The 19237-nt window shown below is 70.0% G+C and carries 15 protein-coding genes; 9 read left to right on the plus strand and 6 right to left on the minus strand.

Features of this window, described 5'->3' with window-relative positions; translation table 11 throughout:
- Position 1: 1 nt before the first annotated feature.
- Positions 2–1264 (minus strand): hypothetical protein, encoded by a 1263-nt coding sequence (locus NWFMUON74_RS34000; protein WP_187685779.1) that lies wholly within the window; start codon positions 1262–1264, stop codon positions 2–4.
- 234 nt (positions 1265–1498) lie between these two features.
- Between NWFMUON74_RS34000 and NWFMUON74_RS34005 the strand changes: the two genes are divergently transcribed.
- The gene (locus NWFMUON74_RS34005) at positions 1499–2653 is read left to right on the plus strand and encodes a glycoside hydrolase family 3 N-terminal domain-containing protein (RefSeq protein ID WP_187685780.1); all 1155 of its coding nucleotides are present in this window, start codon (positions 1499–1501) and stop codon (positions 2651–2653) included.
- 85 nt (positions 2654–2738) lie between these two features.
- Entirely contained in the window at positions 2739–3338 is a 600-nt protein-coding gene (locus NWFMUON74_RS34010) for a TetR/AcrR family transcriptional regulator (protein ID WP_187685781.1), read from the plus strand.
- Between the two features lie 123 nt (positions 3339–3461).
- Here the strand turns inward: NWFMUON74_RS34010 and NWFMUON74_RS34015 are convergent, their stop codons facing one another.
- Both NWFMUON74_RS34015 and NWFMUON74_RS34020 read right to left on the minus strand, forming a co-directional pair.
- Positions 3462–4328 carry a MaoC family dehydratase gene (locus NWFMUON74_RS34015; RefSeq protein ID WP_269475307.1) on the minus strand — a complete coding sequence of 289 codons (867 nt, stop codon included), beginning with the start codon at positions 4326–4328 and terminating at the stop codon, positions 3462–3464.
- Positions 4329–4338: 10 nt separating this feature from the next.
- Positions 4339–5700 carry a 3-oxoacyl-ACP reductase gene (locus NWFMUON74_RS34020; protein WP_232110734.1) on the minus strand — a complete coding sequence of 454 codons (1362 nt, stop codon included), beginning with the start codon at positions 5698–5700 and terminating at the stop codon, positions 4339–4341.
- Between the two features lie 224 nt (positions 5701–5924).
- On the opposite strand from NWFMUON74_RS34020, the gene NWFMUON74_RS34025 reads away from it, so the two are divergent.
- Both NWFMUON74_RS34025 and NWFMUON74_RS34030 read left to right on the plus strand, forming a co-directional pair.
- Positions 5925–7274 carry an acetyl-CoA C-acetyltransferase gene (locus NWFMUON74_RS34025; RefSeq protein ID WP_187685782.1) on the plus strand — a complete coding sequence of 450 codons (1350 nt, stop codon included), beginning with the start codon at positions 5925–5927 and terminating at the stop codon, positions 7272–7274.
- 99 nt (positions 7275–7373) lie between these two features.
- Positions 7374–7898, plus strand: a complete 525-nt coding sequence (locus NWFMUON74_RS34030; protein WP_187685783.1) for a GNAT family N-acetyltransferase — start codon at positions 7374–7376, stop codon at positions 7896–7898.
- A gap of 32 nt (positions 7899–7930) precedes the next feature.
- Here the strand turns inward: NWFMUON74_RS34030 and NWFMUON74_RS34035 are convergent, their stop codons facing one another.
- Positions 7931–9268: an ADP-ribosylglycohydrolase family protein gene (locus tag NWFMUON74_RS34035; protein WP_187685784.1), complete on the minus strand. Its 1338-nt coding sequence runs from the start codon at positions 9266–9268 to the stop codon at positions 7931–7933.
- 5 nt (positions 9269–9273) lie between these two features.
- On the minus strand, positions 9274–9720 hold the full coding sequence (locus NWFMUON74_RS34040) for a hypothetical protein (RefSeq protein WP_187685785.1): 447 nt from the start codon (positions 9718–9720) through the stop codon (positions 9274–9276).
- Positions 9721–10143: 423 nt separating this feature from the next.
- Between NWFMUON74_RS34040 and NWFMUON74_RS34045 the strand changes: the two genes are divergently transcribed.
- The 4 genes from NWFMUON74_RS34045 (at position 10144) to NWFMUON74_RS34060 (ending at position 16660) form a co-directional block, all read left to right on the plus strand.
- A complete protein-coding gene (locus NWFMUON74_RS34045) occupies positions 10144–10629 on the plus strand; it encodes a universal stress protein (protein ID WP_187685786.1) in 486 nt (161 codons plus the stop codon).
- A gap of 101 nt (positions 10630–10730) precedes the next feature.
- Entirely contained in the window at positions 10731–11822 is a 1092-nt protein-coding gene (locus NWFMUON74_RS34050; protein WP_187685787.1) for an isochorismate synthase, read from the plus strand.
- Positions 11823–11913: 91 nt separating this feature from the next.
- Positions 11914–12084, plus strand: a complete 171-nt coding sequence (locus NWFMUON74_RS34055; protein WP_187685788.1) for a DUF2613 domain-containing protein — start codon at positions 11914–11916, stop codon at positions 12082–12084.
- On the plus strand, positions 12065–16660 hold the full coding sequence (locus tag NWFMUON74_RS34060) for an alpha-(1->3)-arabinofuranosyltransferase domain-containing protein (protein WP_187685789.1): 4596 nt from the start codon (positions 12065–12067) through the stop codon (positions 16658–16660). Before NWFMUON74_RS34055 ends, NWFMUON74_RS34060 begins: the two co-directional genes overlap by 20 nt.
- Here NWFMUON74_RS34060 and NWFMUON74_RS34065 read toward each other — a convergent pair.
- Complete coding sequence (locus NWFMUON74_RS34065) at positions 16641–17801, minus strand: acyltransferase family protein (RefSeq protein ID WP_187685790.1); 1161 nt, start codon at positions 17799–17801, stop codon at positions 16641–16643. The genes NWFMUON74_RS34060 and NWFMUON74_RS34065 overlap by 20 nt on opposite strands.
- Positions 17802–17976: 175 nt before the next feature.
- Here NWFMUON74_RS34065 and pgfA point away from each other — a divergent pair, with 175 nt between their 5' ends.
- Entirely contained in the window at positions 17977–19110 is a 1134-nt protein-coding gene (pgfA, locus tag NWFMUON74_RS34070; protein ID WP_187685791.1) for a cell envelope lipid trafficking protein PgfA, read from the plus strand.
- Positions 19111–19237 lie beyond the last annotated feature (127 nt).

Raw genomic sequence — 19237 nt, forward strand, 5'->3', positions numbered from 1 at the left:
CTCAGTTCTCCTGTCCGGCCGGGGTGATCTTCAGCTCCTGCACGGCAGAGGTCAGCAGCTGCGGGATGTTCAGCAGCGGCCGATGCGACTCCAGCTGTATCTCGTAGGGGGTGCGCAGGGTGGCTTCCAATGCGGGCCAATTGTTCTCGACCTGCCATTTGTACTTCGGCAGCAGTTCGGTGGTGATGTAGTCCCAGCGGGAGTCCAGCACCGACCAGTTCCAGTCCGGCAGCGGCATGGTCAGGACCATGGCCCGTCCGTCGGAGGCGGTGAACGGGATACGCACCGGCCGGAATTCGCGGGGCGGCACCACCCCGGCGACCGAGGGCGACCCCACGGCGCCGCTGAGGTAGGTGATGGCCTCGCCGACCGGTCCCTTGTAGTTGCGGACCTGATCCCACTGATCGCCGATGGCCCACTGCTGTTCGCGGCGCAGCAGCGTGCCGTTGCCCGCGGCGATCCGGTCGTGGTCACCGGAGGCGACATCGCGCCACGCGTCCATGATGTCCGCGCCGAACAGGCCCGCCGCCTGGAATTCCGCCAGCGCCGGCAGTCCCCCGGTGACGTACGCGTCGTGCATCGGCATCAGGTCGGAGAAGATGTTCTTCTGCATCACCAGGATCAACCCGAGGATCCAGTGCAGGTCCTCCGGGGCGATCTGCGGCGCGGCCTGGGCGAGCGCCCGCAACCCCTCCGGCAGCAGCTCGACCGCCTGCGGGCCCGCGGCCTGCTGGACGGCGCCGAGCACGGCGTGCGCGGCGTCGGCGATGCCGGGCAGGTCGTACACGCTGCCCATCAATTCGAAATCGACCAGCCCGCCGCCGAAATCGGCGCCGACCTGGCCGCCCATTCCGGCCCATTGCAATTCACGGTGATCGAGCTGGAGATTCTCGTAATAGCGGTAGGACTTGATCAGGTTGTCGCGGTTGGCCTGTACGCCCGCGCGCGGATTCCAGGAGGCCAGATCGATTCCCGCCTTGCCGGTCGCGTCCACCAGCCAGTACTGGAACAGCAGGGCGGCATATCGGGTGGGCGCCACCCCTTCCGCGCGGGCCTGGTCGAGCAGCCGGCCCAATTCCGCGTGATCGTAGGGGAGGTCGGGGTTCACGCCGCCCGGCCCCTGGGCCGCGTCGCGGTTGACCAGCGGTAGGTCGAGGTAGCGATCCACCTCGCTCGCCGTCGCCGGGCCCGCCCCGACCAGGCCGAGTCCTACCACTGCCGCGAGAGCCAGTCCCGCGCCGCGCACCTTTGCGCCGATACGCATCGTTGTTTCAGCCTTCCGCTTGTGCCGTGAGTCGGAGAATGACATCGAAAGCCCTAGCCGTCGTTCAGCTGCACTGTGTCGATACCAGTTCCCGACGATTTCGCGAACGTGGCGCGCCGAGGCCGCCGTCGCGCCGGTACTTTTCGGTGAGGCTACCAATAAACGATCGACCGATAGATATACCGGTGGGTCCGGGCTGTCCCGGCGCCGCTCGGACCGCTACCGTCAACTCCCATGCGCACCGTTCCCGGGATCGTTCTCGCGGTATTCGCGGTCACCCTGACCGCTTGCTCCGGCGGCAGCAGCACGACCGCCGAAACCTCCGGCGCCACCAGCGCGCCACCGAGCCAGACCACCGCCGCCACCGGCACGCAACCCGATTGCACCGCGGGCTTTCTCGCGCAGTACACCACCCGGCAGAAGCTGGCCCAGTTGCTGACCGTCGGCGTGAACGGCCTCGCCGACGCGGAAGCGCTGGTACGCACCGAGCAGATCGGCGGCGTATTCCTCGGCAGCTGGACCGATCAGGCGCTGCTGAGCGAGAAGCAGATCGACCGCGTCGAGGCCGCCGCGCGCACCCCCCTGATGGTGACCATCGATGAGGAGGGCGGCCGGGTGTCGCGGCTGAGCAACCTCATCGGCCCCGCGCCCTCGGCCCGCGCCAGCGCACAGACGATGTCCGCCGAGGAGTACTACACGCAGAGCGTCGCCCGCGGCCGGGCCATGAAGGACCTCGGCATCACCGTCGACTTCGCACCCGATGTCGACGTGTCGAGCCAGCCCGACGACAGCGTCATCGGCGACCGCTCCTATTCCGACGACCCGGAGGTGGTCACCCGTTACGCCGACGCGTACATCCGCGCCATGCGCGACGCCGGGCTGGGCGCGGTGATGAAGCACTTCCCCGGGCACGGCTCGGGTTCGGGCGATTCGCACACCGGCGCGGTGCGCACGCCGCCGCTGGAGCAGCTGCGGCAGGTGGATCTGGTGCCGTTCCGCAACCTGATCGGGTCGGGCGCCGGGGTGATGGTCGGGCATCTGGACGTACCGGGCCTGACCACCGACGGCATCCCGGCCAGCATCAGCCCGCAGGTGATGACGCTGCTGCGGCAGGGCGCCGGTTACGGGGCCGCGCCGTTCGACGGGCCGATCTTCACCGACGACCTGAGCGGCATGGCGGCGATCACCAGCCGGATGGGCATCGCGGACGCGGTCGCCGCCGCGCTCGAGGCCGGCGCCGACAACGCGCTGTGGATCAGTTCCGACGCCGTCACCGCGGTCCTGGACCGGCTCGAACAGGAGGTCCGCGCCGGACGGCTGCCGATGCAGCAGGTCGACGCCTCGGTGCTGCGGATGGCCCGCTTCAAGGGCATTCCCATGCACTGCTGACCGGAGCCGCGAATCATCGGCAATTGTCTCGCATGGAACTTACCTTGGAGTAAGATAGGGGTTTCATCATGGTCTAGGAGAGCGAATGGCAGGCGGTACGAAACGGCTTCCTCGGGCGGTTCGTGAACAGCAGATGCTGGACGCCGCCGTAGAGGTGTTCTCGCGCAAGGGGTATCACGATACCTCGATGGATGCCATCGCCGCCGAGGCGAAGATCTCCAAGCCGATGCTCTATCTGTACTACGGGTCCAAGGACGAGTTGTTCCGCGCCTGCATCGCGCGCGAGAGCGTCCGGTTCATCGAGGCGGTCGCGGTGGCGGGCAACCCCAAGCTGACCCCGCACGAGCAGTTGCGCGCCGGTCTCGAGGCGTTCCTGTCCTATGTGGACAACAATCGGCTGTCCTGGCAGGTGCTGTACCGCCAGGCGCTGGGGCAGCAGCCCTTCGCCTCCGAGATCGCCAACAGCCGCGAGCGGGTCATCGAGCTGACGGGCAAACTGCTCGAGTCCAGCGCCAAATACGCCGAGCCCGGCACGAATTTCGACATCGTGGCGGTGGCTGTCATCGGCGCCGGTGAGGCCATCGCCGACCGGATCGCCGACGGTGAGGTCGCGGTGGCCGAGGCCGTCGACCTGCTCGACGATCTGGCCTGGCGCGGCCTGGCGGGCCGGAAGAAGGCCGAATAGCGAAGAGCCGCACACCTTCTCGGTACTCGCCGCCGATCGAATCCCCCTTGCGACTCGATCGGCGGCGGCCGAGAAGACGTGCGGCCGCTCCGCTCGGTCCCCCGACGAGACCGAAGATTCGATTCAGCGCAGCGTAGCCGTCAGGTGCGGGTAGCCCTTCTTCGGGTGTTTCAGCGACAGGTCCCAACCGGCCTCCACCTGGTCGGCGTAGGCGTTGACCGTGGCGGGCAGCAGCACCGGCTTGCCGAACTTCACCGAGTAGGTGGCCTGCGCCGGGACGCGGCCCTCGATGACGCCGAGAATCGCTGCCGCCGACCACATTCCGTGCGCGATCGAGCGCGGGAAGCCGAACGCCTTGGCGCTCAACGCGGACATGTGGATCGGGTTGCGGTCACCCGAGGCCGCGGCGTACCGATGGATCAGCGCCTGATCCACGCGCAGCGTGCGCAGCGGCGGCGGGGGCACCTCTTCCGGTTTGGGCTCGGGCTTCGGGCCGCCCGACAGCGACGTCTTCTGCTGGTGCAGGAAGGTGGTGACCTGCCGCCACACCAGCTCCCGGCCCACCCGGATCTCGCTGATGGCATCGACCAGCAGGCCCTTCGGGTGCTCGCGCAGATTTTCCACATGGGCGTGGATGTCCAGCGGCTCACTCACCGAGATCTCGCGGGTGCGCTCGATGACGTTCTCCGCGTGCACCGCGCCCACCGCGACGAACGGGAAGTCGCGGGCGACCACCAGTTGCATCACCACGGGGAAGGTGAGCACGAACGGATAGGTCAGCGGCAGCGAGTCGCCGAAGCGCTGGCCGGTCGCGTGGCAGTACGCGGCCAGGTTGTCGACATCGACCGTGACACCGTTCAATTCGATGGCGCGGTCGGGGATCTCGGACTTGCGGCCGGAGACCAGCGGCAGCGGCACGGCCCCGAGGGCGGCCTTCATATAGAGGTTGCCGGTCTTCGGCGGCTCGGTCAGCGAAATGGTCTGGGTCATGATGCTCCGATCAGGCGCCGATGAGGCTCTGGCCGCAGACCCGGACCACGTTACCGGTCACCGCGTTGGACGCCGGGCCGGCGAAGTAGGCGATGGTCTCGGCGACGTCGACGGTCTGGCCGCCCTGCGACAGCGAGCTCATCAGCCGGCCCGCCTCGCGGGTGCCCAGCGGGATGGCCGCGGTCATGGCGGTCTCGATGAAACCGGGGGCGACGGCGTTGATGGTGATGCCCTTCTCGGCCAGCTTCGGGGCCTCGGCGTTCACCATGCCGATGACGCCGGCCTTGGAGGCGCCGTAGTTGGTCTGGCCGCGGTTGCCCGCGATGCCCGCGATCGAGGAGATGTCGATGACCCGGGCGCCTTCTTTCAGCACGCCCTTGGACACCAGCGCCTCGGTGATCCGGTGCGGCGCCGCGAGATTCACGTTGAGCACCGCGTTCCAGCGGCCCTCGTCCATGTTGGCGAGCAGCTTGTCGCGGGTGATACCGGCGTTGTGCACCACGATGTCGAGGCGGCCGAAGCGCTCGGCGGCCAGCTCGGCGATCTTGTCGGCGGCGTCGGCGGCGGTGACGTCGACCGCCAGCGCGGTGCCGCCGACCTTGTTGGCCGTCTCCGACAGCGCCTCACCGGCGGCCGGGATGTCGGCGACGATGACCTGGGCGCCGTCGCGGGCGAACACCTCGGCGATGGTGGCGCCGATACCCCGCGCCGCGCCGGTGACCAGGGCGACCTTGCCGTCCAGCGGCTTGTTCCAGTCGATCGAGGAGACGGCGCTGTCCTCCTTGCCGACCCGGAACACCTGACCGTCCACGAACGCGGAGCGGCCCGAGAGGATGAACCGCAGCGTGGACTCCAGCCCGGTGGCGGCCGAGGCGGCCTCCGGGTGCAGGTAGACCAGGTTGGCGGTGGCACCGCGCAGCAGCTCCTTGCCGACGCTGCGGGTGAAGCCCTCGAGGGCGCGCTGCGCGATCTGCTCCTCGACGCCGGTGGTCAGCTCGGGGGTGGTGCCGATGACCAGGATGCGGCCGGACGGCGCGATCGACCGCATGGCCGGCTGGAAGAACTGGTACAGCTGCTCGAGCTCCTCGATGGAGGCGAGCGCGGTGGCGTCGAAGACCAGGGCGCCGAACTTCACGCCCGGGGTGAGGGAATCGACGAAGGTGTAATCCGACAGCAGGGTGCGGGTCGCGTCGGCGACGCGGCCCTTGCCGCCCAACAGCACCGGGCCCGGCAGCGCCGGCTCGCCCGGGGTGTAGCGGCGCAGATTCTCCGGTTTGGGCAGCCCCAGCTTGCTCGCCAGGAACGCGCCGGGGGCCGAGTGAACGAACGATCCGTACAGGTTGGGAGCGCCCTTGCTCTTGCTGGCTGCCACTGTTCCTACCTTTTCCTCGAGTCGAATGTGGACGTCTGCATCGGCGTGCCGCCCCGAGCGTTGTTGCGCACATCTACGGGGTACGGTGTCGACAACGAACTTACTCCAGAGTAAGTTTAAAGTAAACCGAGAGCGATGGGGCATCGGTGCTGAGCCGAGTTTCTCGGCCACGCCCCGAGCGCCGAACAATCCCCGAACATCCCGACGAGACAGTGGAGACTCGAGTGACTACCAAAGCCCGTTCGGCGAAGGCCGCGTCATCGACCAACAGGTCATCGACCAACAGCCGGTCCAGCAAGCAGGCCCGCCTCGTCGCGGTGTTGGGCGGTAACCGCATTCCGTTCGCCCGCTCCGACGGCCGCTACGCCCACGCCTCCAACCAGGATATGTTCACCGCGGCCCTGAACGGGTTGGTCAGCCGGTTCGGTTTGCAGGGCGAGCGGCTCGGGATGGTGGTCGGCGGCGCCGTGCTCAAGCGCGTCGGCGAGCACGGGATGGTCCGCGAGAGCGTGCTGGGCAGCGAGCTGTCCCCCTACACTCCGGCCCACGACCTGCAGCTGGCCTGCGGCACCGGCCTGCAGTCGATCGTCACCGTCGGCGACGCGATCGCGCTGGGCCGCATCGAGGCCGGCGTCGGCGGCGGCACCGACACCACCTCCGACGCGCCGATCGGCGTGAGCGAGTCCATGCGGGAGTGGATGCTCGACGCCAACCGCGCCAAGAAGAACTCCGACTACGTGAAGCTGGTCGGCCGGCTGCGGCCGCGCATGGTGGGCATCGAGATCCCGCGCAACGCCGAGCCGCGCACCGGGCTGTCGATGGGCGAGCACGCCGCCATCACCGCCAAGGAGTTCGGCATCGCCCGCGAGGCGCAGGACGAGCTGGCCTACCTGTCGCACCGCAACATGGCCGCCGCCTACGACCGCGGCTTCTTCGACGATCTGGTCACCCCGTTCCTGGGCCTGACCCGCGACGACAACCTGCGCCCGAACTCCACCATCGAGAAGCTGTCGACGCTCAAGCCGGTGTTCGGCAACAAGCTCGGCGACGCGACCATGACGGCGGGCAACTCCACCCCGCTCACCGACGGCGCCTCCGCGGTGCTGCTGGGCAGCGAGGAGTGGGCCGCCGAGCGCAACCTGAAGCCGCTGGCCTACCTGGTGGACAGTGAGGTCGCCGCGGTCGACTACGTGTGGGGTCCGGACGGTCTGCTGATGGCGCCGACCTACGCCGTACCGCGCCTGCTCGCCCGCAACGGCCTGACCCTGCAGGACTTCGACTACTACGAGATCCACGAGGCGTTCGCCTCGGTCGTGCTGGCCACGCTGCAGGCCTGGGAGTCCGACCAGTACTGCAAGGAGCGGTTGGGCCTCGACGGCGCACTGGGCTCGGTCGACCGCGCGAAGCTCAACGTCAACGGCTCCTCGCTGGCCGCGGGCCACCCCTTCGCCGCTACCGGTGGCCGCATCATCGCCCAGACCGCCAAGCAGCTCGCGGAGAAGGGGTCCGGCCGCGCCCTGATCTCCATCTGCGCCGCCGGGGGCCAGGGCGTGGTGGCGATTCTGGAGCGCTGAATCCCGGCGTAGCTCAGGGCAATCGGTGATGCCGCCCGGTCCGACGAGGCCGGGCGGTACCGTCGGCGGTCAGCGGTGGCCGGGCTCTACAGTCGCGGTGTGAGCCCTCTTCGTGTCGGCGAGGAACTGATCACGCCGCGGCTGTCGCTGCGGCGGCCCGTTGCGGCGGATGTCGATGCCATCCTTGCCATTTGCGGCGACCCCCAGCCTTGGGTGAGCACGGTGGCGGATCGGGACGAGGCGCTGCGGCTGTTCGATCAGTGGGACGAGCAGTGGGGGTGGCTGGGTTACGGGTATTGGGTGGTGCGGCAGCGGGGGGAGGCGACACAGCTCGGGTTCTGCGGGTTGCGGACCGCGCGGTTCAAGGGGGAACCGGGGTTGAATCTGTTCTATCGGTTCGCGGCGGAGGCATGGGGGCGTGGGCTCGCCACGGAAGCCGCTGCGGCCGTGGTGAAGTGGTCTCGGCAGTGGCTGCCTACGCTGCCCGTCGTCGCCAGGATCCGGCCCGCCAATACGGCCTCGGTGCGAGTGGCGGAGCGCGTCGGGCTGGTGCGGACGCCGCATCTGGACGAGATCGACGCCGACGGGTTCGACTGGATCCACTACGCGACGTCGGGCGACTGAGCATCGAGATCGGGCCGGGCGCCGCGGCCCGCTCACCCACAGGTGACCTGCTGGCGGGCGAGGTCGAAGGTGCGGCGGGCCAGGGCGGAGATGCCGACGCCGTCGTATCCGGAGACCGCGGTGCGCAGGCGATCGTGCAGGGGTGCGGTCCAGTGCCGCGGGATCGCGCCCGCGCCCAGCAGGACACCGGCCACCGAGCCGGCGGTGGCGCCGTTGGAGTCGGTGTCCCAGCCGCCCTGCACGGTGAGCGCGATGGTGGTGGTGAAATCCCCTGCGCCCCAGAGTAATCCGGCGCTCACCAGGCAGCAGTTGCCGATGGCGTGCGCCCAGTTGTAGTGCCCGTGGCGGGCGTGGATCGACTGCACCGCCTGCTCCCAGTCGAGGCCGCGGCGGTGGTCGTCGAGTACCTGCGCCAGCGCCACCGCGAGCCGCGACCGTTCCGGGATCACCTGGTGCGCCACGGTCAGCGCGGCCGACGGCGCCGCGGCATCGAAGGCCGCGGCGATCAGCGCGGCCGCCCACATCGCCGCCCAGACGCCGTTTCCGGTGTGCGAGACCGAGGCGTCGCGGGCCGCCAGCGTCGACGCGCGCACCGGATCCGCCGGGCACACATAGCCGTAGATGTCGGCGCGCATCATCGCGCCGGTCCATTCGCGGTACGGGTTGCGGTGCCGGGCCGTCGCGGGCGGCACCCAGCCGTCTATCAGGTTGCGGTAGGCGACTCGCTCGGCGGTGTGGGTCTGCAGGAACGGCAGCCGCTCCAGCCATTCGGCGGCGACGTCGGCGGGGGTGAACCCGGTGCCGTGCTGCTCGAGCAGGTTCAGGCCCAGCACGGTGTAGTCGAGGTCGTCGTCGCGCGGGCAGCCGTCCACCCGGCCGCGGGTCGACTCCGGCCAGCTGCGCTGCAGCCGGAAACCGTCCGGCATCGGGCTGAGCACCGGCACGTAGTCCGTCAGCGGGTAGGCGTCGGCCCATTCCAGGTACGCGCGGATCGACCGCGGACTCCACCGGAACCCGTTCTCCAGTGGTTTCCCGAGCGTGCAGCCCACGCACCGGCCCAGCCAGCCGCCGAGGAGGCGGTCGTAGAGCCGGTTACCCGATTGCGACGGGCTCGCGATCGGCTCGGCCGCGATGTCCTCGGCGATCTCGTCGTAGGGCCAGTGCGGATCGCGCGGGGCGGCCTCGATGCGGTCGAGCAGCCGCCAGCACGCCGCGCCGTTGGGCAGCGCGGTATGTGTCAGGTCGCGCACCTCTTCGGCGAAATCGGCGACGGCGTAGCCGGATTCGCGCCGTTGCAGCCATTCGAAGTACAGCAGGGCGCGCGGGTCACCCTCGGGGTGGCCGAAGAAGGCCGATTCGATCGGTTCCATGATGTTCACAGGATGGTGATGACCGCCGCGACGACCTCCGACAGCAAGGGCAGCGATTCGTCGCGCTGCGGCGCACGCGCCCACCAGCGACCCTCGTGGGTGTGCCGCCCGAAACCGGTCGGCAGGATGACGTTGCTGCGATGCGGGCCGATATCCACGCCGTGACGCTCCAGTTGGACGGTATGTTCCAGGGAGGGGTACCCATCGAAGACCGCCAGGAACGTCCGGCGCGGGGGACGTTCGCGCACCAGCACCGGCCCGGGGATGCCGCGCACGGTCAGCTCGCCGAGGATCAGCGCGCCCAGTGGTTCGGGGGTGTTGACCGCCGCGATCGAGTCGACCAGCGGAAGCACCACGAATCCCGGCACGGTGACGTGCACCCGGGGTAGGCCGAACAGCGACCGATACGCCCGGGCCCAATCCTGGGGAGTAGCAAGTTCTTCCAACCGCAAGGTCGACCTCGTTCGGTTTCGATTTCCGGCACCGCGCCGCCGTCCGGCGTCGGGATAATCCAGTGAAGACCGAAAGTCCCTTCGTACGCAGCCGTTTCGGTGAATCACTCGCAAATTGTCAGGTACGACTGCATAGAGGTGGAATAGCGAACAATCGGTCTGAAATCATTGCGGCGCAAACCGTTCGGTCGCGAGGGGGTTGCTGCGGGTGGTTATCGGACCGGTCGCATGCCCATCGACGGGAACCCGAATTGCGGCAACACGCCGATGCCGGTGCGCGGCATACGCAATCACCCGTAGTGCGGACGGCCGTCGGACCGGCGCCCGGCGCATGCCCGGCAAGCGGCGCGAGATCCGCATTTCTACAGGTCGCCCGGGGTACTCTCGCAAACACAGCCGAGGCACGGGACCAGGAGGTTCGCTATGCCCTGCGACACGATGCTGATCGCCTACGACGGATCGGAGAACGCCAAGCGGGCCGTCGAGTACGCGGGCCGCTTCCTGTCCGCGACCAGGGCGGTGGTGCTCACCGCGTGGGAACCGATGGTGCGCCAGGCCGCCCGGCTGTCGGGGCTGTCCGGGGTGATGCAGCCGGAGTGGATGCCCGACGAGGACATCGAGGACGTCGCCTACGTCGACGCCAAGCACATCAACTCCGAGGGCGTGCGGCTGGCCAAACTGGCCGGGCTCAACGCCGAGGCCCGCACGGCCGAGTGCACCTCCACGATCTGGAACGCCATCGTCGATGTCGCCGACGAATTGAACGTCGACATCATCGTGGCGGGCACCCGCGGCGCCACCGGCATCCGCGCGCTGCTGCACTCCAGCGTCGCCGAGGCCGTGCTCAAACACTGTCACCGGCCGATCCTGCTGGTGCCTCCGGGCCGGGACCCGGCCGAGACCCGCTGAGCGGTTGCCGCGCGCGACGCCTCGCGTGCGAGCGAACACAGTGAGACCTCCGTCGCTTCCCCCGAGCCGGGCCCGCGGCCGCGGGCTATCGTCGGTGAATCATGGACGGTTTTCTGCTCGCTCGGCCCGGGAGCGTGATGCGCACCAGCGGCACCCGGCGCGCGTTCGACGACGCGCGGCGAGCGGCCGCCGCCCTGCGCGAGGGGGCCGAACTGATCGTGGGCGCGCTGGCGTTCGACCCGCGCCGCGCCGCCGCCCTGTGCGAGCCGCGGCACGTCGAGCACACCGCGGGGCCGTGGCGGCCCGCGGCGCTCCCGCCGCTGCCCCGAGTGCAGGTGATCACCGAGATACCCAGTGCCGCAGAGCATATCGCGCGGGTGACCAAGCTGGTCGAGCAGTTGTCCGACGCCGCGCAGCCGTTGCGGAAGGTGGTGGCGGCGCGGTCGCTGCTGGCCGAGGCCGACGCGCCGCTCGACCCGGTGGTGGTGGCAGGGCACCTGCTGGCCCGGCATCCGCGCGCCAATGTCTTCGCCGTGGACCTGTCCCCGGCGGGCCGTTGCGGGGCGACCCTCGTCGGGGCCACTCCGGAGGTGCTCGTCGCCCGCTACGGCGACACCGTGACCCTGCGCCCGCTGGCCGGCACCGCGCCCCGGCACCCGGATCCGGACACCGATGCCGAGGTGTCGCGGGAGCTGCTGTGCGACACCAAGAATCGCGCCGAGCACGCCTTCGTCATCGACTGGATCCGGGAGCGGCTCGCGTCGGTGTGCGACGAACTGACCGTCCCCGAGGAGCCGGAGCTGATCAGCACCGCCGAGGTGTGGCACCTGGCCACACCCATCCGCGGGCGGTTGCGCGACCCCGGCACCACCGCACTGGATCTGGCGACACTGCTGCATCCGACGCCCGCGGTCTGCGGCACCCCCACGGACCTCGCGCTGGAGACCATCCTCGAGACCGAGGAGGACCGCGGCTTCTACGGCGGCGCGGTCGGCTGGTGCGACGCTCGCGGCGACGGCGAATGGGTGGTGGCGATCCGCTGCGCCGAGCTGTCCGCCGACGGCCGCACGGTGCGCGCGTTCGGCGGCGGCGGCATCGTCGCGGCCTCGGATCCGCGCACCGAACTCGACGAGACCACCGCCAAACTCCGCACCCTGCTGGGCGGCCTGCGCTGCCCGCTTCCGGACCGCTGACGAATCGTTCGGGGCCGCACCCACCCCGTTCGCGGGTTCATGTTGTAGGTTGACTCGGAATACGCCTGCGTCGATGTATGGGAGTCCCGCGATGAAGTTTGCCGTCCCTGGTGCCGTGAGCGCCGTCGCCGGAGCGCTGCTCGGGCTGGTCGCGGTATTCGTCATCACCATGGCGGCACAGCAGAACTCACGGCCCGAGGTCGATCGCAGCGGTGATGCGTCGTCGTCGCTGCTGAACAACGTTGAGTACGGCTCACGCTGAGTCGCCGACCGTTCCCCTAGCCGCCGATCCCGACCGCGCCGCGCCGCTGGGCCGGCGCTGGTTCGCGGGTACGGTCGTCGTCGCGTTCCTGCTGACCTTCCTGCAGGCGCCCGGCCGCACCGTCGCGGACACCAAATACGACCTCGCCCAGAATCCGCTCGGTTTCCTCGGCCGTGCCGCGCACCTGTGGAGCAGCCAGGCGCCGATGGGGCAGGTGCAGAATCAGGCGTACGGGTACTTCTTCCCGCACGGCGCGTTCTTCTCCCTCGGGCATGTGCTCGGGTTACCGGCCTGGGTGACCCAGCGGATCTGGTGGGCGCTGCTGATCCTGGCCGGATTCTGGGGGATCGTGCGCCTGTGCGAGGTACTGGGCATCGGCTCGCGCGGCTCGCGGGTGGTCGCGGCGCTGGCGTTCGCGCTGTCGCCGCGGGTGCTGACGACGCTCGGGTCCATCTCGTCGGAGACACTGCCGATGATGCTGGCGCCGTGGGTGCTGCTCGCGCCCTGTGCGCTCGGCACGGCCCGGGGGGTGCGGCGGCGTGGCGCGCTCTCGCCCGCGGGCAGTGCGCTGGCGCTCGCGTTGATGGGGGCGGTGAACGCGGTGGCGACGGCGGCCGCGTTCGTGCCGGCGGCGCTGTGGTGGCTGTCGTATCGGCCGAATCGACGCTGGTGGCGCTTCACGCGGGCGTGGATTCCGCTGCTCGTGCTCGCCACGTTCTGGTGGGTGGTCCCGCTGCTGCTGCTCGGCCGGGTGAGTCCGCCGTTCCTGGACTACATCGAATCGTCGGGCGTGACGACACAGTGGGCGTCGCTGGGCGAGGTGTTGCGCGGCACCGACAGCTGGACCCCGTTCGTCTCACCGGAACGCATCGCCGGGGCGGTGCTGGTCACCCAGCCCGCGGCCGTGCTGGCGACCGGGCTGCTGGCGGCGGCGGGGCTGGCCGGGCTGGCGCTGCGGTCGATGCCGTATCGGGGGCGGTTCGCGCTCATCCTGCTCGTCGGGCTGGTCGGGATCTGCGCCGGATACGTGGGCGAGATCGGCGGGCCGTTCGCCGAGCAGGTGCGGATCTTCCTCGATTCCGGCGGGGCGCCCCTGCGCAATGTGCACAAGCTGGAGCCGCTCATCCGGATTCCGCTGGTGATCGGGATCGCGCACCTGCTGCGACGGGTGCCGCTGCCCGCGTCGGTGCCGATGCCGGTGTGGCGGCGGGCCTTCGCCCATCCCGAACGAGACAAGCTGGTCGCGGTCGCGGCGCTGATCCTGACCGCGCTGGCGCTGTCGACCTCGCTGGCGTGGACCAGCAAGCTCGCGCCGCGCGGCGCCTACGACGAGGTCCCGCCGTACTGGCGGCAGACGGCGGAGTGGCTGGCGCACAACGCTTCCGACACCCGGGCGCTGGTGGTTCCGGGCGCGCCGTTCGGCAGCCAGATCTGGGGACTGACCCGCGACGAACCGTTGCAGGCGCTGGCGCGGACGCCGTGGGCGGTGCGCGACGCGGTGCCGCTCACCCCGCCGGGCGCGATCCGGGCGATGGATTCGGTGCAGCGCCTGATCGCCGACGGCCGGCCGTCGACCGGGCTGGCGCCGACGCTGATCGCGCAGGGCATCGGGGTCGTGGTGCTGCGCAACGACCTCGACCCCGAGACCTCCCGGTCGACCCGGCCGATGCTCGCGCACCAGGCCGTCGAGCACTCCCCCGGCCTCACCAAGGTGGCCGAGTTCGGCAACGACATCGAGATCGGGCACGGCGACGGCCTGGTCGCCGACGGCGATCTCCGACCGGCGTATCCGGCCGTCGAGATCTACCGCGTCGAGGCGCCGCGGCCGGGAACACCCGCCGAAGTACGCAGCGGCTCCGGCGCACCACCCTCGTTCCCAGGCGCCTACACCGTCCCCCTGAACTCGGTCCCCGTCGTCCAGGGCGGCCCCGAAGCACTCGAGCGACTACGCCGAGACGCCCTGCGGGCTCCCGCCTCACCCGGACCCGACGGCCCGCGGACTACCACGTCGGAGGCATACGACCGGCCGGGAGATCCCGCGTCGGATACGCGAGAACACCCGGGGAGCTCCGCGGTGGGTTCACGCGACAACCCACCAGCCACCACATCGGACACACACGACAACCCACCAGCCACCACGCCGGACACACACGACAACCCACCAGCCACCACGCCGGACACGCGCGATGCTCCGCGTGGCCCCGCGTTGGTCGCGGGCGACGGGCCGTGGGTTCCCGCGTTGCTGGCTTCGGATGCCGCGCGGGCAGGGTTGTCCGGTGGGGCGGTGATGGTGACCGATACTCCGATGGAGCGGGAGGCCGACTTCGGGCGGGTGGACAATCACCACTCGGCGTTGCGGGCGGCCACGGACGCGCGGCGCACGCACAATCTGGTGGCGGACTATCCGGTGCCCGGGGCGGCGCCGGTGGTGGGTGAGTGGTCGGGGGCGACCGTCACCGCCTCCAGTTCCGCCGCCGATGCCACGCAGCTCGGCGGGGCCGCGCCCGGCAGTTCGACCGCCGCCGCGGTCGACGGCGACCCGTCCACGGCATGGCTGAGCAACAGTGCCGAACACGCTGTGGGGCAATGGCTTCGGCTCGATCTCGACCGGCCGATCCGCTCGGGATCGCTCCAGGTGACCACCACGCGGGCCGCGATCGGGGATCCGGTGAAGTGGATCGAGGTGCGCACCAACAACGGGACCGTCGCGGCGCGTATCTCCGAACCCGGTGTGCCCGTGTCGGTTTCGCTGCCACCGGGCCGCACCGACTGGCTGCGGATCATGGCGACCCGCACCGAGGGCGGCACGGCCGGTGGGCAATTCGGCATCAGCGAGTTCGGGCTCACCGACTACTCGAATCCGGACGCGCCGGTGCCCGTCGACATCCGGCACCGCACCGTGCTGCCGCCGGTGGCGGGCGGCGCAAAGGTGGCCGGGTGGTCGCTCGGACAGGAATTCCCCGGCCGCAGTGGGTGTTTCGACGCACCCGACCGGGTGCGGTGCAGCAAGGGACTGGCGTTGTCGGCCGAGGAGCCGGGGGCCTTCCAGCGCACCCTCGACGTTCCGGCGCCGACCGATGTCACGCCGCAGCTGACCGTCCGCACCCGGCAGGGTCCGGCGCTGGAGGCGCTGCTGACCGATCCGGACCGGCCGATCGCCCGGGGTCAGGCCGACGTCGGTGACCTGCGCGGCTCGGCGTTCGCCGCCACCGACGGCGACGTGCGCACCAGCTGGACGGCACCCGAGGAGACGGTGCGCAACCCGGCCGGGCCGAAGCCGACGCTCACCATCGAACTGCCCCGACCCGAGCTGGTGACAGGTCTCGAGGTGACGCCCTCGCTCGGCGCGCTGCCCGCTCCCCCGACCTCGGTCGCGGTGAATCTCGGTGATGGACCGCAGGTTCGCGAGATCCCCGACGACACCGAACCGGGCACACCCGCGACACTGACCCTGCACCCCAGGGTCACCGACCGCATCGAACTCAGCATCGACACCTGGAAGTCGGTACTGGACCGCAACGCCCTCGGCTTCACCCAGCAGCAACCCCCCGGCCTCGCGGAAATCTCCGTGCTCGGCCCCGACTACCCGCCGCCCGCCCCCCTCGACCGGCCCGTCACAGTCGACTGCGCCCACGGCCCGACCCTCGCGGTAGCGGGCAAACTCCTCCACACCACCCTCACCGCAACCGCCGCCGAACTCCGTTCCAGCGCCCCGGTACCCGCCCACGTGTGCGCTGTGGACACCGTCGAGCCGGTGCCGGGGAACTCGGCTGACGTGGTCTTGCCCGGCGGCCGGGTGGATGTGGCCGTTGCCCCCACCGACCTGTTCTCGGTCGACGAATTGCGACTGAACCACAGTGACACTGTGCCGCAAGCGATTTCGGCGGCCCCCGGCACCCGGCTGCTGGTGCTCCCGTTGAGTTCGAATGTCGGCTGGCGCGCGCATACCGCCGACGGGCACGGTTTGCGGCCGGTGGTAGCGGACGGCTGGGAGCAGGCTTGGCTGCTCCCGCCGGATGCCCGCGGCCCGGTCACCATCGAGTTCCCCATCGACCGCTGGTACCGCCTCGCCATCTTCGGCGGACTCCTACTTCTGCTTCCCCTTCTGGCTCTGGCGATTCCCCGGCGCGAACGTACCTCCGCACCCCGAACCGCCGACCGTTCCGAGACCACAGGCACCGTCCCCGCCGGAGCCGATGTAGCGCAAGCTGATTCGGATCGGGCCGGGCCGAACATGCCGCCACGCCCGTGGCAGGGACGGGTGCCGGGCATGGTCGCGCTGGCCGCGGCGGCGCTGGTGATCGCCGGTCCGATCGGAATCGCCCTGACGGCAGCGGGTGTGGTCGCCGGACGATTCGCGGGCGGGATCATGCCTCGCGTACTGGTCGGCGTGGCGGGCGTCGGGACGATGCTGTCGATGGCGGCGCTGTCCACCGGGCCTTGGCGCTCGCCCGAGGGTTACCTGGGTGGCTCGATCTGGGTGCAACTGCCCGCGCTGGCAGCAGTCGTCGCGGTCGGCATCGCCGCACTGCCGCCGCGCCGACGCGGCCGACCGATCACCCGAAGCGCTGCTTGACCCACTGCCGGACGGGCTCCTCGACCAGGGCGTAACTGGCGGCCGCCAGCGGCAGCGTGAAGGCCACGGTCAATGCGAGTACGTGCAGGAAGCTGCGCTGGAACGGGATGAAACCGAAGATCGGGAACACCATGGCCAGCACGGCCAGATGCCAGAGGAAGATGCCGTAGGACCAGCGCCCGATCGTGGCCGCCACCCGGCTCTCCAGCAGGCGATGCGGCCGACCGCCCAGCACCAGCGGCGCCAGCAACCCGAATCCGACGACCGCGCCCAGCCCCATCTTCATCACGTACTGCCACGACGCGCCCCGGTCCAGTCCCTCCGGCCCGGCCAGATCGGTCGCCGACAGCAGAAAGGCCACGAGCGCCAATGTCCACATCGCCCAGCGGTTTCCAGCGATCCGCCGCCACCGCGCGCGCGTCGGTCGCACGGCATCGTCTTCGACCAGCTCCGCCAACAGCATCCCGGCCACGAACCACGGCAGGTAACCGGGCAACCAGTTGTCGGAGTGGATGGCGTCGGGAGTCGGCACGGGCAGGAAGTTCCACCCCAGACTCACCACCCCCAGTGCCAGCACCACGGGAATCCGCCACCGCGCCGACGGACCCCGCAGCCGCAGCACCACCCACGCCAGCACCGGCAGCACCAGATAGAACGCCACCTCCACCGAGAGACTCCACATCTGGGTCAGCCCGTCGGTGAGCGTCAGCGGCACGAAGACCTGCAGCAGTGCGAGATTCGCCCCCCACACCCGCCATCCGGCCGAATGCGCCGCCGACGGCAGCAGGATCAGCACCGCGCACACCACCACCCAGTACGCGGGCAGGATGCGGGCCGAGCGGTGCAGCAGGTAGCGGCGTGCGGACGGAGCGGTCCCGAGCCCGCGCGCGGCCGCGGCGTGCGGACGCCACAGCAGGAACCCGGACAGTCCGAAGAACACGGCCACCGCCATGTCGAACCGGCCCCACACCCGGCCGAGCACGGGCATGCCCGTCGCCCCGGTCTGGAAGGCGACGTGAGTGAGCACCACTCCGAGCGCCGCCAGCCCGCGCATCCCCTCCAGGGCGGGAACGAACGTCCGGCGCCCGGCGGGCGAATCGACGGCGGCAGGCCCGGTATGCGGTGTCACGGACGTGCTCATCGGGTTCCAGTCTGCCGCCTCCGCGCCGGCGGCGATATTCCGCCGTAGGATTCACCAAATTTCGGGCCTCAGCTCGGCATGCGAACGGACCGGACTGTTAGTGTCGGGGCTCACGAACGCTGCGCGCGGCCGTAGTGTTCCCGGAACGACCTGTTCGACGACGAGGAGAGTTTGCATGGCACTCAGTGCCGGAACCAAGAGGACGGTGGCCTGCCTGCTCGTGGGACTCGGCACGCTGCTGATCGTGGCAGCGCTGCTGGTCCCGACGTACGCCGTCGGCCAGCTGGCCAAGACTCCCCTCGATATCGAGATCACCACCATCGCGAAGAACAAGCCGGACGCGCCCAGCGAGGTACTCGATTCCAAGTCGCTGACCTCGGGCGACGGCGCGGCGAAGGTCGACCAGAACGTTCGGCTGCTCTCGCAGCGGTTCCTCACCGTCGAGGATCCGTCGGACAAGTCGGAGATGACCATCCAGGCCGGTCAGACCCTGCGCAATATCGACAAGCAGGGCGACACCGGCCTTTTGAGCGCGACCATCGACCGGGTCACCGTGGACCGCAAGACCGGCGAGCCGGTCGACACCGACCCCAACGGTTCGATCGCGTCGACGGTGAACAGCAAGGGCGAGAGCGTCGCGGAGCCGGTGCAGCACACCGGTCTGCAGTACCGGTTCCCGATCGGGACCGAGAAGCAGACCTACCCGTACTTCGACATCAACGCGCGCAAGACCTTCGACCTGAACTTCGTCGAAGAGACCGAGATCAACGATCTGAAGGTCTACCACTTCCAGCAGCAGATCCCGGCCACCGATCTGGCCAAGGTCGCCAACTCGCCGACCAACCGGCTGGCGCTGCCCGCGTCCAAGTGGGGCGTCGAGGGCGGCGACGAGACGGTCACGATGGATCGCTACTACACCAACACCCGCGACATCTGGGTGGAGCCCGAGACCGGCACCATCATCAAGGGCTCCGAACAGCTGCACATGTACTACGGCCGCACCGAGAAGCCCGAGGTCACGGCGCTGAAGACCACCCTGGTCTTCGACGACAACACCGTCACCTCGCAGGTTTCCGAGGCGAAGAAGTACAGGGACGAGCTGTCGCTGTACCGCCGCACCCTGCCGATCGTGTTCGCCATCGTGGGCGTGATCGCGCTGATCGTCGGCCTGGTGCTGGGCCTGCGCGGCGGCGGCGACTCGGGTCAGCCCGGGCGGCTCGTGCAGCGGCGCCGGCCGAACGACCCGCGGGCCGGGGCCGATGTGGCCGACGCTCCCACCCAGCAGATCAATCTCGGCGGTAACCAGTAGGTTTCCCGCTCCACAGTGGCTCCCCGCGCGAATGCCGGGGAGCCACTTCATATTTCGCGGGGCTCGAGGCTTCGGGACCACGTACCACCACCGAGACGATCACCGCCGCGCCGCACGCAGCACCACC

Source organism: Nocardia wallacei, assembly GCF_014466955.1.
GTDB lineage: Bacteria > Actinomycetota > Actinomycetes > Mycobacteriales > Mycobacteriaceae > Nocardia > Nocardia wallacei.